This is a genomic window from Archangium lansingense (genome assembly GCF_026626635.1).
GTDB classification, from domain to species: Bacteria; Myxococcota; Myxococcia; order Myxococcales; family Myxococcaceae; genus Archangium; species Archangium lansingense.
In genome coordinates this window covers 13,076,725-13,091,101 of record NZ_JAPNKA010000001.1, presented here as the reverse complement: position 1 = coordinate 13,091,101, position 14,377 = coordinate 13,076,725, and the positions used below count along the sequence as shown (strand labels likewise).

Sequence of the window (14,377 nt, the reverse complement as noted above, 5' to 3'; positions counted from 1 at the left end):
CCGGTGAAGTCTCTCCACGGAGTCGAGAGGCCGCTGGGTTGAGCAGACAATCGGGTCCCCTTGCTCGGGGACACTTGTAGAGGTTTGCGCGCTCTCGAGCGTGCGAACACGGAGGGGGGGAGTGTCCTCCGTGGGAGTTCTTAGTCCAACCACGAAGCAAGGAGTTGCACCATGAAGAAGTCTGCGATTTCCGCTGCGATGCTCGCGTTGTCCCTCGGTGCGGCCGGCACGGCCGGCGCCGTCCCCATGCACCCGGGTCAGGTGAACCCCCCGGGAAGCTTCTCGGCCTACGTGAAGAGCCGCTTTCACCTGCTCGCCGACTCGGACAACGTCAAGCTCGTCTACTACGTGCCGAAGTACGGCAACGTCGCGGTGCAGTCGCCGCAGAGCACCCAGCCGGTGCCGCGCTTCTCCATCGCGGCCTATACCCCGACCTCCGGCTTCTGGGCGTTCAAGGAGCTGAGCATGGTGGGTGGCACGCTCTCCACCACCGGTGACATCGGCGCGCTGCAGACGCTGCAGAACGAGGCCACCTGGCAGGGCCTCCAGCTTGCCCCCGCTCCCGTGTCCAAGGCCCGCACCACCTTCATGGTGGGCGCCGAGCAGCTGACGGACGGCCGCGTCGATGCCGAGTGCATCGAGGAGGAGTACACGGTCACCGGCCCCAACGGCCAGCCCGTCACCTACAAGATTCCCGTGTGCCAGGTCCGCAAGCCGGACGGCACGTACGTGCCCGCCAACGTGATGTACAAGTTCACGAGCATCGCCGCGGCCGCCAACGGCACGGTCAACCAGGACATCTCCTTCCAGGCCGCCACGCTGCCTGATTGGAGCCCGTTCATGCGCAACCTCATGAACTCCGGGTCGAGCTGGGAGTCCGTGCTGCTGGCCGACGTGGAGTGGGAGATCAAGACCGCCACCCTCACCCGCCAGGCCCGCCTGACGGTGAACTGGCAGTCCCTCTTCGAGCAGGCCAGCGCCTTCGCGGCCTTCCACCTCAACTCCTGTGTGGACATCGAGATCAGCGCCTTCTTCCAGCGCGTGGCGACGTGTCAGGGTGGCACGGGCCCCTGCGGCGTGTTCGTGGAGTACCGCAAGACGGACGGCACCTGGACCTCGGTTCCGCCCAACGACTCCAACTTCCTGTCCGTCGTGAACGCGCTCGAGACCACGCTGCGTAACGAGCTGTTCGCCTCCATCCGCCCGGTCAACGGCCCCGTCTCCACCCAGGCCAGCGCCATCTTCACGCTGCGCGCCAACTACGAGAAGATGCTGACCAACCGGAACGAGGTGTACTACGTCAACTACAACCAGGGTCCGGCGCCCATCAACCTGTCCACCAACCTGAGCATCAACTGCCTCTGGGGCGGCTACGAGACGGGTCCGGTGTTCTGGAACATGGAGAACGCCGGCTGCCGCGCCATCCTGGGCCAGCCGTAATCTCTCTCTGAGTCAATCGAAGGGGCTCTTCTCTAGAAGGGCCCCTTCTTTTTCTCCTACCCGAGACTTCCTCTCATGCACGCTTCCCGAATCCTCACTGCCCTGCTCGCGGGGCTGGTGTCCTTTAGCGCCCTGGCCGCCGAGCAGTACGACTACTCGCGCATCATCCAGGGGTCCAACATGGTGTTCGTGCCCTTCGTGGGCTCGAACTACGGCCCCGTCTATTACACGCAGTACGCGCAGCAGACGACCCCCATGGGGATCTCCGGCGACCTGCGGAGGATGACGGTCAACCTGCGGCCCACGGCCCACCTGCCGACCAGTGCCGTGTACAACAGCTTCATCTCGGCCAATAGCATCAGCGACACGCGGGTGGTGCCCGTTCCCGCCAATGGCTCGTGCCAGCCCACGCAGGAGCTCAAGGACCTGGTGTCCTCGATGCCGGCCCAGTTCAAGCCCACCATCCTGACGGGCGGCTATCCCAACATCTGCGCCGTGAACATCTACTTCTGGCCCCACCAGGAGCAGGCGGTGAGGGACCTCATCGCCGCGCGTCCCGTCATCATCATGCAGGCCAGCATCCCGATGTGCGATCCGAACGGCCCCGCGCTGAACGTGTCCGCCATCAACCAGGAGCTCATCGCCCAGGGCGTGCTGCAGACCAACGGCGCGGGTGATGTGTACGGCAACTACTGGAACCTGGTCTTCGAGGCCACCCGGCTCGCGCTGCTCAACCCCTCGCTCTTCGTCTCGGCTGACCCCAAGGTGGGTTGGGAGGTCTACATGAAGCTGTTCCAGGTGGACTCGTCCACTGGGATCGCCACGATGCCGGCGGCTTCTCAGGGCCCGGCCTACATGTGCACTCCTGCCCCGCTGAACATCTCGTACGGCGTGCCCGTCGTGCCGTAGAGAAGGTGCCGGGCTGTTGCTCGAGGAAACGACCGGAGCACCCAGGACAGACACCGTGGGTGCTCCGGATGGAGGGTAGGGGTCATGGCGAGAAGAGTCTGGGTTGTCGTGGGGTTGCTGGGGCTTGCCGGATGTCAGGGCAATGGTGGCGGGGGAGGGGGCTTGCTTCCCGCACAGCAGAAGAAGGAGCTGCAGGCCTGTGTCCTCCGGGAGCTGCCTCCACCGGGTGACGCCTCCGCGGAGTGGACGGTGTCCGGGTATGTGTTGGTGGAGGCCTACGTGAAGTGCAAGGGAACGTCCGGCACGGCGGCGTCGGCGGACTTCCGCGACATGTTGCAGGAGCTTGCCCGTCCGCTCGACGGAGACGCGTCCCGGCTGCGGATGCTCGTGGCTCCGGGAGCGCAGCCGTGAGGGCCTGGCTCCTGCTTGTCCTGTTGGGGGCGATGCCGGCTTTCGCCGGGAGCGTGGACGTGGAGGAGTGCGCGGGGTGCCACATGGCCCGCCGCACCGAGCCCCAGTCCCGCTTCTCCAATGGACTGGGCAGGTGGAACGACAGCCAATGCTTCGGCTGCCATGCGGAGCTGAACGACGTGGCCCTCAAGCACCACCAGGGCCTGCCCGACCGGCGCTACATCGCCGTGCCGGTGCGTGAGGACAAGCTCAAGCGCATGGCGACGACGGAGCCGCTCTCGTACATGAGCGCGCCGGAAGGGCTCGAGGCGAAGGCGGGCTCGGTGTCGCGGATTTCCCAGGAGGGGCTCGCGGCCTTCCTCAAGCGTCCGAGCACCCTCTCGTTCAAACCCGGGAGCAAGGCACCCCGGATGATGGCCTATCCCACGCTGGAGCCCGGGGACCTGAGCGCCCTGTCGAAGCTCTTCGGGGTGAAGCCGGCGTCCGCGAAGAGCGCGGCCCCGGCGCCGCTGACGGACGCGGAGCGCCAGAAGGCCCAGTCGCTGTGGACGGCCCGCTGCGTGGCCTGCCATGGCGGTGAGCAACCCGTGGCGGGACGCACGGGTGTGACGCTCGGGCTCTACACCCCCGAGTGGCTGTCTGCCTATGCCCGAGGCAAGGCCCGCTCTCCCCTGAAAGCGCGCACCATGCCCGTGGTGGCGCTCTCGCTCGAGGAGGCCCGGCTGCTGCACCGGCTGTTCGGGGAGATGCGGGTGGAGGCCGAGCGGGCGCTGGATGAGAAGGTGTCCCGGTTGAAGCTGGAGGCCGCGGCGGCCCCGGGCGCGGTGCCCGCCGAGTTCGTGAGCTTCCTCTGGGGGCGCTTCTTCCGCGAGGGGACGTGCGTGCACTGCCACGCGACCAGCCCCCGCGCCGCCAGTGCCTTCGCCGCGAACCCCGAGGGGTTGAAGGACTACCTGCGCCGCCGCTCGGGCCTGGAGTTCTGGCTGCGGCTGGAGACGCGGGCGCTGGAGGACGAGCACGGCCTCGTCGCCGCGCGGCCCGGCATGCCCATGGCCGGAGGCGCGCTGCCCCGCGAGACTCGCGGCCTCATCGCGCGCTGGGTCCTGGAGGGCTGCAAGGATCCCCAGGGGCAGGTGTGGTGCAAGAAATGAAGGCTGTCCTGTCGTAAGGAGATGCACGGTGGCTGAGCGAACCCTGGGCTCGAGGAAGTGGTATTGGCTGTGGGGCCTGTTGATCGGGACGGGGTTGTGGGCGGGGTGTGAGTCCGCTCCCTCCGTGGAGGAGGCCCCGACCGAGCAGCTCCAGCAGCCGCTGGGCGGACGGCCTCCGCCGGCGAGGGTGTCGGTGGGCCAGTACCACTCCGTGGGCGTGCACACGGACGGCACCGTCTGGGCCTGGGGCTACAACCGCCAGGGCCAGCTCGGAGATGGGAGCACGCTCGACAAGGCGACGCCCGTGCAGGTGCCGAACCTGGGGGGAATCGCCGCCGTGGCCGCGGGCGACTACCACTCGCTGGGCCTGCACGCGGACGGCTCGGTGTGGGCCTGGGGTGACAACACCAACGGCCAGCTCGGGGATGGCACGTACACCGCCAGGCCCGCGCCCGTGCAGGTGAGCGGCCTGAGCGGCGTGGTGTCGCTGGGCTCTGGCTTCTCCCATGCCCTGGCGCTGCGCTCGGATGGCACCGTGTGGGCCTGGGGCGACAACCGCTACAACCAGCTCGGCAACGCGTCGGTCACCAAGAGCAACGTCCCCATGCAGGTGCCCGGCTTGAGTGGCGTGCTCGCCGTGGTGGCCGGAGGCTATTCCTCGCTGGCGCTGCGCTCGGATGGCACCGTGTGGGCCTGGGGCGACAACCGCTACGGTCAGCTCGGCGATGGCAGCACGGTGCGGCGCGTGACGCCCGTCCAGGTGGCCAACCTGAGCGGCGTGGCGAGCGTCTCCGCCGGCTCCTACCACGCCCTGGCGCTGCGCTCGGATGGCACCCTGTGGGCCTGGGGCTTCAACACCTACGGACAGCTCGGGGATGGGACGACGACCCAGCGCACCGTGCCCGTGCAGCTTGGCCTGACGGATGTGCGGCAGGTGGTCGCTGGCAACTACCACTCGCTGGCCGTGCGCAACGACGGCGCGGTGTGGGCCTGGGGCGACAACCGCTACCGCCAGCTCGGCAATGGCACGCTCACCAGCAGCCTCGTGCCCCTGCAGGCGGGCCTGAGCGCGGGCGTCACCCTGGTGGCGGGCTACAAGCACTCCCTGGTGCTGCGCTCGGACGGCACGGTGTGGTCCTGGGGGGACAATGTCTTTGGTCAGCTCGGGGATGAGACGTTCCTGGCGAGGAACGCTCCCGTGCAGGTGAAGGGGCTCTCGCTGGGCAACGCCGACGTGTCCACCGGCCAGCTCCACTCCGTCATGCTGGGCCGGGACGGACGACTCTGGGCGTGGGGAGACAACGAGGAGGGGCAGCTCGGCACCGGGACGCAGCAGGACAGCTCCCTGCCCGTGTCGGTGGCACTCAGCGGCGTCATCTCGGTGGCGTCGGGCTTCCGGCACACCGTGGTGCTCAAGTCCGACAGCACGGTGTGGACGTGGGGCCTCAATCGCTACGGTCAGCTCGGGGATGGAACCACCACCATCCGGCCCCAGCCTGTTCAGGTCCCAGGGCTGTCTGGAGTCACCTCGGTGGCCGCGGGCGATTACTTCTCACTGGCGCTGCGCTCGGACGGCACGGTGTGGACGTGGGGCTTCAATCGCTACGGTCAGCTCGGGGATGGAACGAAGACCGACAGACTCCAGCCCGTGCAGGTGTCGGGCTTGACCGGTGTCCTGGCCATTGCCGCGGGCGACGGCCACGCGGTGGCGCTGCGCTCGGACGGCACGGTGTGGACCTGGGGGTACAACTACGATGGCCAGCTCGGGAACGGGACGCGCAACTGGCACATCCTGCCCGTCCAGGTGGTGGGGCTGTCGGGCGTGGTGTCGGTGGCGGCCGGTGGCATGCACTCGCTGGCGCTGCGCTCGGACGGCACGGTGTGGACCTGGGGCTACAATGGCGCGGGTCAGCTCGGCAACGGCTCCTTCGTCGGCAGCACCGTCCCCGTGCAGGTGTCGTTCCTGAGTAGCGTCACCGCCATCGTCGCTGGCCACCACCACTCGCTGGCGCTGCGCTCGGACGGCACGGTGTGGGCCTGGGGCTTCAACTTCGATGGGCAGCTGGGCAATGGCATGCGCGACAGCCGCAACACCCCCGGCATGGTGGCGGGACTGACCGGAGTCGTGTCCATCATCGCTGGGGATTATCACTCCATGGCGCTGCGCTCGGACGGCACGGCGTGGGCCTGGGGCTTCAACGGCCAGGGCCAGCTCGGGGATGGGACGGCGGACACCGCCCTCATCCCCGTGCAGGTGGTGGGCCTCTGAGTCGAGGCCCGGGCTCCCCTCAGTAGAGGCGGCTCCAGAACGAGCGACGCGACGAGATGTGGTCCAGCGCTTGCTGGAGCTCCTCGTCGTAGTCGGCCCGGGTGGCGATGTCCGCCATCGAGATGATGCCCACCAGCCGATCGTCCCGCTCCACCACCGGGACGCGGCGCACCTGGCGGCGGCCCATCAACGCGATGATGCTGTGGATGTCCTCGTCTGGCGTCACCGCCTCCACGTCATCCGTCATGATGTCCCGGGCGTGCATGTTGTCCGGGGGCCGGCCCTCGGCGAGAGTGCGGATGACCAGGTCCCGGTCCGTGATGAGGCCTCGCAGCCGCCCCTGCTTGTCCACCACCGGGACGATGCCGCAGTCCTCTTCCTTCATGATGCGCGCCACCTCGCGCAGGCTGCTCTCCAGGTGCGCGCTCTTCACCTGCCGCGTCATGATCTCCCGAGCGTTCAGCGGCTCGCGCTTCCAGCGGCCCCGGCGCTGCGTCTCGGTGCGCGGGGGCACCGGCTGCCCCATGCCCACCAGCCCCGAGTACTCGCCCATCCCCTCGCGTGGCTCCATTCCGGGACGGTCCTCCCACGTGTGAGCCTCGCGCCCCCCCGGCTCCGAGCCACCGCGTGCGTCGCGAACGCCCCGTGACCTGTCCCGCGGCTCGCGCCCGCCGCGCTCGTCGTACGGGAGCCGGTCACCCGTGTCGGTGCCGGTGCGGTCCCACGGGCGGTATTCGCGGGGCGGGTGGTTCTCCTCCAGGGAGTGGTAGCTCTCCTGCTCGCCCATCAGCGGCCCCGAGCCCATGCCCGAGGCGTCATCCAAGGCCCGGTCATCCCGGCCATAGGGACCATGGGGGACGCTGGGGGGGCGCCCGGGGCGCTCGACGGGACGGCCTCGGCCCAGGTGGAAGAAGCGCCGGCGCTGGGGGCTCCGCTCGAAGCGAGTGTCGACCTCGGGAGGTGGTGCGCCCTCCTCGGTGCGAGGCTGGGCCATGCGCAGCTGGGCGGCGCGGTGGAAGCGGCCCTCGCGCACCTCGGGGGGCTCGTCGCGCTCCGTGCTCCAGCCGGTGACGTCGGACTCGGAGCGCTCGCGAGAGCCCGGCGGGGCCTCCGCGGCGCGGCGCTCGCGCTCTCCGGGAGTACCGTTCGGCGGCGAGTTGCGAGCCGGGGTGTCCCGGCCATCATCGGTGTGCCTCTGGGCCATGGGGATGCGACCTCCTGCGTGAATGTGCCGCGGGAGGCTCGGCACGCCCTCGGCTTCCTCCAAGGGCCTCAGGAGTCACGGCGCGCCCGGCTGTCCGCCCGCGGGCATGCGCCCCCTCACCGAGTGCCCGGCTTCGGACACCCGTGCTGCCCTGGAGAGCGGGCTTCCCTCACGACGTGGCGAGCGCCTCACCCAGCCGCACCAGGCCGCCGAAGTCCTCCAGCTCGCCCCCGGCCTCGGGAGCGGCCACCGCCACGGCCCCCGCGGGCAGCTTCTCCGCGAGCCGCTCGAGCAGCCCCCGGTGGGCCTCGGCACGTGCCCGCTCCAAGTCCGCCAGGCGGATGAGGGCCTCCACGCCGTCGCGCGCGGCCCCCGCGTCCTCCACGTGCCGCAGCAGCGCCTCGGGCGACGTCAGCCCCTCCTCGCGCGCCCAGCTCCGGTTGAGCACATAGCCCGCGAAGGGCAGCCCCTTGTCGCGCAGCATGTCTCGGAAGAAGGCCGCCTCCTGCAGCGAGGCTCCCTCTGGCGACGTCACCAGCAGGAAGGCCGCGTCCGGCGACGCCAGCCGCGAGCGCAGCCGGTCCGCCCTCAGCCGGATGGCCGCGAACAGCCCGCTGAAGGCCCCCAGGAAGGTCCTCATCTCCTGGGTGAAGCCCTCGCCGAAGATGCTCCCCAGCACGGTGCCCACCAGCTGCGACGTCTTGCGCCACAGCATCCCCCCGCGTCCCTTCTCCTCGGGCAGGAAGAGCGAGACGATGCGATCATCCAGGAAGCGCGCCAGCCTCCCGGGTGCCTCCAGGAAGTCCAGCGCGTGGCGGCTCGGCGGTGTGTCCAGGACGATGAGCTCGTAGCGGCCCTCGTCCAGGAAGTGGTCCAGCGCCTCGGCCGCCGCGTACTCCTGCATGCCCGCCACCAGGTCCGACAGGAAGCGGTAGAGGCGGTTCTCCAGGATGGTGCGCGCTGTCTCGGGCGAGGGCGACAGCCGCCGCACGAAGCGCTCGAAGACGACGCGTGGATCCAACATCCACACGTCCAGTTGGCCCGCTCCAGGCTCGCGGCCCGCGAAGAGTCGCTCGGGGGCGATGGTCGTGGGCTCCGCGCCGCCCTCTGTCAGCCCCATGGCCTCGGCGAGCCGCCGCGCTGGATCAATGGTGAGCACCAGCACCTTGCGACCCGAGCGCGCCGCCGCCACGCCCAGCGCTGCCGCCGTCGTCGTCTTCCCCACGCCTCCCGCGCCACACAGGACGAGGACACGCTTCTCCCTCAGGAGGGACTGGATGCTCATGACTGGGCCCCGGCGCGCTCACTCCGAGGCGTGGACGCAGGGTGGAAGGTGGGACGGGCGAGATACGTGGCGAGCCGCTGCACCAGCTCCGGGCCTGTGCCGGGCAGCTCGGGCAGGGTGAGCAGCGGCGCCGGGAGGTTGCCCGCCAGCCGGGCCCTGGCCTCGTGTGCCCGGTCCAGTCGCCCCAGGGCGCGCTGCCCCCGGTGCGGCCCGTGCTCATCGAGCAGTCGCTCCACCGCGGCGCGCCCGTCGGGCGAGAAGGGGTTGTCCGGCATGCGGTTGAGGACGCCCGCTGCAATGGGAATGCGGTGGCGCTGGACGGCGGTGGCCAGCTCCAGCGTCTCACTCACCGGCAGCGGCTCGGGCAGGCTGACGAGCAGCGCCCCGGTGAGCCGCGGGTCTCTCAACAGCCCCAGTCCCTCGCGCACCGAGCGGCCAATCGGCCCTCCGGGGATGACGGACAGCAGCGTGTCCGGCAGCGCGGCGATGGCCAGCGCATGGCCAGTGGCTGGCAGGTCCAGAATGCACAGCGGGTAGAGGGGGCTGCCATCCGGGCGGGTGCGACGCACCAGGTGGAGCATTTGATAGAGGACGCCCATCTCCCGGAGCGCGGGAGCGGCCTCGAGGAAGCGACGCAGGGCGCGGGTGCGCATGGCGGCCTCGGCCATGACACGCAGCGGCAAGACGTCCTGAAGGAAGAGCCGCTGGCCCTCGGAGGAGGAGAGGCGGACGAAGGAGAGGCCCGGGGACACGTCCTCCACACGAGGGCCGAAGACACGCGGGGCACCCACGAGAGCGCCCAGGGGCGAGGGGCTGTCCTGCTCCTCGGAGCCTATCTCCACCTCGGCCAGCAGCACGCGCCGACCCGCGGCCACCGCCGCACGGGCCAGGGCCGCCGCGAGCGTCGTTTTGCCCACTCCCCCTTTTCCCGAGACGAGCAGCGCCCTCCGTTCCCACAGTGCGTCGAGCAAGGTCGTCGCCCCTCCCAAGGTGTGTCGTGCAGGAAGGCAGTCATAACGACCGTTTGCCGGTACCACAAGAGATGCCACCGGGTGGGAGTCACCCGGCGGGCAGCCTCGAGCGTCTGTTACTGCACGGGCCAGCGGGCGGCGATCTCCTCGCACGCGCGCTGCACGTCGCACAGCCGGCGCACCCGGGCCTTGGGCGGCAGGAACTCCTTGCCGGCGAACACGTCCACCACGCGGACCAGCCTGGGCTCGATGGGGCCCAACAGCGCCAGGTGCTGCTCGGCAAAGGCCTGCAGCAGCGTGGAGATGTACTGCCCGGAGCGCTCGTCCAGCGGGTGGTGCTTGGAGAAATACAGCTTCATCACCCCCACCTTGTTGTTGCCGTTCCGGTCCACCGACTGCAGCACCACCTGGGGCAGGACGCGGATGGCCACGCCGGCCATCTGCAGCGCGGGCGGCTCATGTCCCACCTCGCTGGCCACCACGCCTTGCAGGCCCAGGCGCGGGTGCAGCTTGCGGTAGTGCTCGATCGCCTCGATGCAGAGCTGGGCGCGGTGCGCGTCGAAGTCATCGGCGAACACGCTGGTGGCCAGGCGGTGCTGATGCTGGCGCAGGATGCCCTCGTCCTGGCCGCGGCACAGGAAGTCGGTGATGGCGTGAGCGGCCTCGGGGTAGCGCAGGTACTGGGGGTCTGGCGGGTGCTTCTGGGACTCGATGAGCCGCTTGCGGAGCGCGGGCGTCGCCGTGAGGTAGCGGCCCAGCTTGTTCACCGAGACGTGAGGTGACTCCGGAAGTCCGTTCATGAAGTGCCTCCCTGATACGTCGTGATGTGAAGACATTAACGGATGGGTCTGACATGACCGGAGGGCGGGCGTCCGAGGGGAAATGCCCATCCGCTCTTGCAGGCAGAGGGGGCTGTCCCCATGTGTGGGAGAGGGTTGGCGGGCGCCTTTTCCCGAGGGCCTCATGGGCGAACACACCCCTCCCTCCCTTGCCCTCTACCCTGCTGGAAGTGGTGAGCAGGGTGATGGGGGGAGTGGCTCGGCAGCTCACGCGAGTGGGGCTGGGCAAGCACGTTTGTTTCATCCACGGGAGCTTCGAGGAGCAGATCTCGGCGTTCGCGCCCTACGTGCGCATGGGGCTGGAGCGGGGCGAGCGCTGCGTGTACTGGCTGGACGAGCATGGCCCGGAGGTGGTGCGCGCGGCGCTGGGGGCGCAGGGGGTGGACGTGGCACGAGCGCTCGCCCGGAGAGCGCTCATGCTGACGAACGCGCGGGAGGTGTTCCTGCGCCGGGTGCCCTTCGTGCCGGAGGACCTGGTCGCCATGTTGGCGCAGATGGAGGCCGAGACGCTGGCGGCGGGCTTCTCGGGGCTGCGGCTCACCGGGGAGTCGACGTGGATGCTGGGCTCGCACGCGAGCGCCGAGCAGTACATCCACCTCGAGGCGCTGCTCAACCGCTTCTTCCCGGGCAGCCGCACCATGTGCTTGTGCCAGTTCAACCGGCACCGCTTCCCGGCGGAGCTCATCCACGACGTGCTGCGCACCCACCCGGTGGCGATCATCGAGGACGAGGTGCACGACAACCTCATCTACGAGTGGCCGGAGCTGGTGCTGGGGGAGGCGTCGGCGCGGCGGCGCGTGGAGTGGATGGTGGCCCAGCTGAAGCGGGAGCGGGAGACGGATCGCAAGCTGGTGGAGCTGGGGATGAAGCTGGCGGAGCAGGTGGAGGAGAACGCGAGGCTGTACGAGGAGTCCCGCGCGGCGGTGCGGATGAGGGACGAGTTCCTCTCGGTGGCCTCGCACGAGCTGAAGACGCCGCTGACGCCGCTGCGGCTGAAGCTGCAGGGGCTGAGGCGGGAGGTGGAGACGGGCGAGGCGGAGGTGGTGCCGCGCGAGCGGGTGGTGCGCGCGGTGCAGGGAGCGGAGCAGCAGTTGCGCAAGCTGACGGTGCTGGTGGACGCGCTGCTGGACGTGTCGAGGCTGACACAGGGGCGGCTGGCGCTGACGTGGGAGGACCTGGATTTGACGGAGGTGGTGCGGGAGGTGGCGGAGCGGTTCGCGCAGCAGGCGGCGAAGGCGGGCTGCGCGCTGGAGGTGGAGGCGGAGAGGCCGGTGGTGGGGAGGTGGGACCGGCTGAGGCTGGAGCAGGTGGTGACGAACCTGCTGTCCAACGCGCTGAAGTACGGGGCGGGGAGGCCGGTGCACGTGACGGTGGAAGCGGAGCCGGAGCGGGCGGTGCTGGTGGTGCACGACGAGGGAATTGGCATCGAGCCCGAGCACCTCGAGCGCATCTTCGGAAAGTTCGAGCGGGCTGTCTCCGGGCGCCACTACGGCGGGCTGGGGCTGGGGCTCTACATCACGCGGCAGATCGTCCAGGCGCTGGGAGGAGACATCGAGGTGAGGAGCGAGCCGGGACGGGGTGCCACGTTCCGCGTGGTGTTGCCGCGCCGGCGCGAGGGGGACGCGGGCTGAGGCGCCTCATCCTTCCTGGATTCCCCGGGGGACGTACACCCTTATCCTGTGGGACGCGGAGCGCCAGCGCTCCGTCACCCTCGCCAACGTGACGTTCCCCGAGTAGGTACTGCCGCCGCAGTGGCCCGGCTCGACCAAGGCGTGAGGCTAGACTTCCTCGTCGGGCAAGAGCGTGCGCAGCAACTCGTCGTCGGGTCCGAGCGGGCGCCAGCCGGGCGGCGGCGGCGTGGCAAGGAGCGCATCTCCAACCCGCCTTACGCGCGCCTTATGCGTTTCTGGGGTGTAGGCGGACCAACGCCCAAGCGCCATAGCAACCTCGAACCGGTTCTCATCGTCCATCACGGTTGGCCAACCATTAGGGAGTCCTTCGGCAAGTTCGCGCACGAGAACATCGCGCACCAAGCGCGTGACTTGATTGCGACGCTCAGCCTCGGCGAGCAACCCGCTGAACACCTGCACTGCGGCGACGTCATCCTCGCCAAGCTCCTCGGCCAACAAATATAGCGGGACGGCAGGACGAGCCTCGGCGAAGGCGGTGAGCGAGTCGTAACCACGCTCGCGAACCCGCTCGTACAGGCGCACCTTTACGTTGCCTTGCCACGCACGCCCATCGCTCATCGTGCTCTCCAACGAATGAACTTCATCGGGATTCTATAGTCCCTCATGTTCTTTGCGACGAGCTTCAGGATCTCGTTTCGCGTCAACACCCGGCCAGCCCTGAGCTCGGCATCGAGCAGCGTCTCCATGATCATCCGGTTCCATTCACCGGGCCATGTGCGCCCCAGCTTCCAGTTCCCACCGCCGTGGATGGCCTGGTGGTGCGCCTGCTCCAGCTTCACGCAGAACTGGTCGATGTCCATGTCGCCAGTGAAGCCGCGCTTCTCGAACCACTCGCGGAACTCCTTGGGCATGACGTGGTGCCGGGGGGGCTCGGCCATGCCAGCCCCCGCTCTGCCCGTCACGCGCATGCCCCGCACCTCGGGCCCGTCGCCGAGCGCCTCGCGCACGCCGCGCGGCAGCTCGCCGTGCGCCATCATCATCTGGCCGGTCTGAATCCGCACCGCGGCGCTGACGGCGGGCAGGGAGAGGACGCCCGCCCGCACCAGCCGGTTCACCCTCTCCACCCACTCGGCGGAGACGACAATGCGCGTGCCCATCATCACGCCGTTGGTGCCCATCACCATGCCCACCCCGAGGGTCATGGGGGCCGAGGGCCGCAACGCGGGCAGCGAGAACTTCAGCGCCGACCTCATCGTCACCAGCTCCATGAGCTGCGCCAGCAACATCACCTTCTCGACGTTCTTCAGCCCCGAGTGGACGCGCTCCGCCGTCCTGTTGAACTCGCCGGACAAGTAGCCCATCAGCGCGGGCATGTTCTCCGCCGCTGCCTCCACCTGCCCTGGCTCCCGCGAGGCCAGTGCCGTCATGGCCGGCTCCACCCTCTTCCGCCAGCGGTCCATGTCCACGAACAGCGTCTCCACCGAGTTGTAGCCCTGCTTGAACACCACATCGAGAAGGTTGAGGAAGTCCACCCAGGCGGCCAGCAGCAGCGAGCCCAGCATGGCGGCCTCCAGCCGTGGGCCCGCCAGACGCAGCAGCGCCAGTTGCATGTCCAGGTCCTCCACCTCCGAGGCGGCGTGGGCCAGCCGGGTGGCGGCGGCGAGCTCGGCGTCCAACCACCGCAACTGGTTTTGGCCATACTCGATGGAGGGCACGAAGAGGCCAGCGGCCTTGCCGGCGATGCCCCAGTGGCTCTTGCGCAGCCTGGAGAGTTCCCCGGAGAGGTCGCGGGTGGAGCCCGCCACGTCGAGCAGGGCACCGCGAAACGCCAGGTGGGCCGCCAGGGCGCTCCCCCATGCCGTCTCCTCCGCGCCGCCAGGGCCCACCGCCGTCACCGTCTCCCGCGCGCCCTGGCGGCGGTGCAGCCGCTGCGGCCCCTCGGGCTCGGGCGCGGACGGCTCACCCGGGCTTTCGGCCCATACGGGCGCGGCAGCCTCGTGCGGCGTGTAGCGCAGGTGTGTCCCCCGGCCGGGCGCTGGCGTCAGCGGCGCACAGGCGTTGGACAGCAGGGCCAGGGCGAGCAGCAGCCCCATCCACAGCTCCATCCGCGCGGGGTATCGCCACCTACCAGCTGGGAAGGCCGACAGCGGTGGCTCCGTGGCCCCATCGGGTGGGTTGTCGGGCCCTTCCGCCTGAGAGAGGAGCAGTTGCACCAGCAGCGTGGATGTCATCAGCGCCTCCGATGGGTGATTCCCATTCTATCGGGC

Annotated in this window: 12 protein-coding genes; 6 read left to right on the top strand and 6 right to left on the bottom strand. The window is 69.6% G+C overall.

Features of this window, described 5'->3' with window-relative positions; all coding sequences use genetic code 11:
• Nucleotides 1-171 precede the first annotated feature (171 nt).
• From OV287_RS52745 to OV287_RS52725, 5 genes are all read left to right on the top strand, one after another.
• Nucleotides 172-1,440 (top strand): hypothetical protein, encoded by a 1,269-nt coding sequence (locus OV287_RS52745; protein ID WP_267541679.1) that lies wholly within the window; start codon nt 172-174, stop codon nt 1,438-1,440.
• 75 nt (nt 1,441-1,515) lie between these two features.
• The gene (locus OV287_RS52740; RefSeq protein ID WP_267541678.1) at nt 1,516-2,349 is read left to right on the top strand and encodes a hypothetical protein; all 834 of its coding nucleotides are present in this window, start codon (nt 1,516-1,518) and stop codon (nt 2,347-2,349) included.
• Between the two features lie 84 nt (nt 2,350-2,433).
• Entirely contained in the window at nt 2,434-2,760 is a 327-nt protein-coding gene (locus tag OV287_RS52735; RefSeq protein WP_267541677.1) for a hypothetical protein, read from the top strand.
• Nucleotides 2,757-3,911: a hypothetical protein gene (locus OV287_RS52730; protein ID WP_267541676.1), complete on the top strand. Its 1,155-nt coding sequence runs from the start codon at nt 2,757-2,759 to the stop codon at nt 3,909-3,911. The genes OV287_RS52735 and OV287_RS52730 overlap by 4 nt, the downstream gene beginning before the upstream one ends.
• Nucleotides 3,912-3,939: 28 nt before the next feature.
• Complete coding sequence (locus OV287_RS52725) at nt 3,940-6,180, top strand: RCC1 domain-containing protein (protein ID WP_267541675.1); 2,241 nt, start codon at nt 3,940-3,942, stop codon at nt 6,178-6,180.
• Nucleotides 6,181-6,199: 19 nt separating this feature from the next.
• On the opposite strand, the gene OV287_RS52720 is transcribed toward OV287_RS52725, so the two are convergent.
• The 4 genes from OV287_RS52720 to OV287_RS52705 form a co-directional block, all read right to left on the bottom strand.
• A complete protein-coding gene (locus OV287_RS52720) occupies nt 6,200-7,384 on the bottom strand; it encodes a CBS domain-containing protein (protein WP_267541674.1) in 1,185 nt (394 codons plus the stop codon).
• A 169-nt stretch (nt 7,385-7,553) separates the two neighbouring features.
• Complete coding sequence (locus OV287_RS52715; protein ID WP_267541673.1) at nt 7,554-8,669, bottom strand: ArsA family ATPase; 1,116 nt, start codon at nt 8,667-8,669, stop codon at nt 7,554-7,556.
• A complete protein-coding gene (locus OV287_RS52710) occupies nt 8,666-9,640 on the bottom strand; it encodes an ArsA-related P-loop ATPase (RefSeq protein ID WP_267541672.1) in 975 nt (324 codons plus the stop codon). Before OV287_RS52710 ends, OV287_RS52715 begins: the two co-directional genes overlap by 4 nt.
• 116 nt (nt 9,641-9,756) lie before the next feature.
• Entirely contained in the window at nt 9,757-10,440 is a 684-nt protein-coding gene (locus tag OV287_RS52705) for a hypothetical protein (protein ID WP_267541671.1), read from the bottom strand.
• A 233-nt stretch (nt 10,441-10,673) separates the two neighbouring features.
• Here OV287_RS52705 and OV287_RS52700 point away from each other — a divergent pair, with 233 nt between their 5' ends.
• Complete coding sequence (locus OV287_RS52700) at nt 10,674-12,110, top strand: MEDS domain-containing protein (protein ID WP_267541670.1); 1,437 nt, start codon at nt 10,674-10,676, stop codon at nt 12,108-12,110.
• Nucleotides 12,111-12,257: 147 nt separating this feature from the next.
• Here the strand turns inward: OV287_RS52700 and OV287_RS52695 are convergent, their stop codons facing one another.
• Entirely contained in the window at nt 12,258-12,728 is a 471-nt protein-coding gene (locus OV287_RS52695; protein WP_267541669.1) for an NUDIX hydrolase, read from the bottom strand.
• Complete coding sequence (locus OV287_RS52690; protein ID WP_267541668.1) at nt 12,725-14,341, bottom strand: DUF2380 domain-containing protein; 1,617 nt, start codon at nt 14,339-14,341, stop codon at nt 12,725-12,727. Before OV287_RS52690 ends, OV287_RS52695 begins: the two co-directional genes overlap by 4 nt.
• Nucleotides 14,342-14,377: the final 36 nt, after the last annotated feature.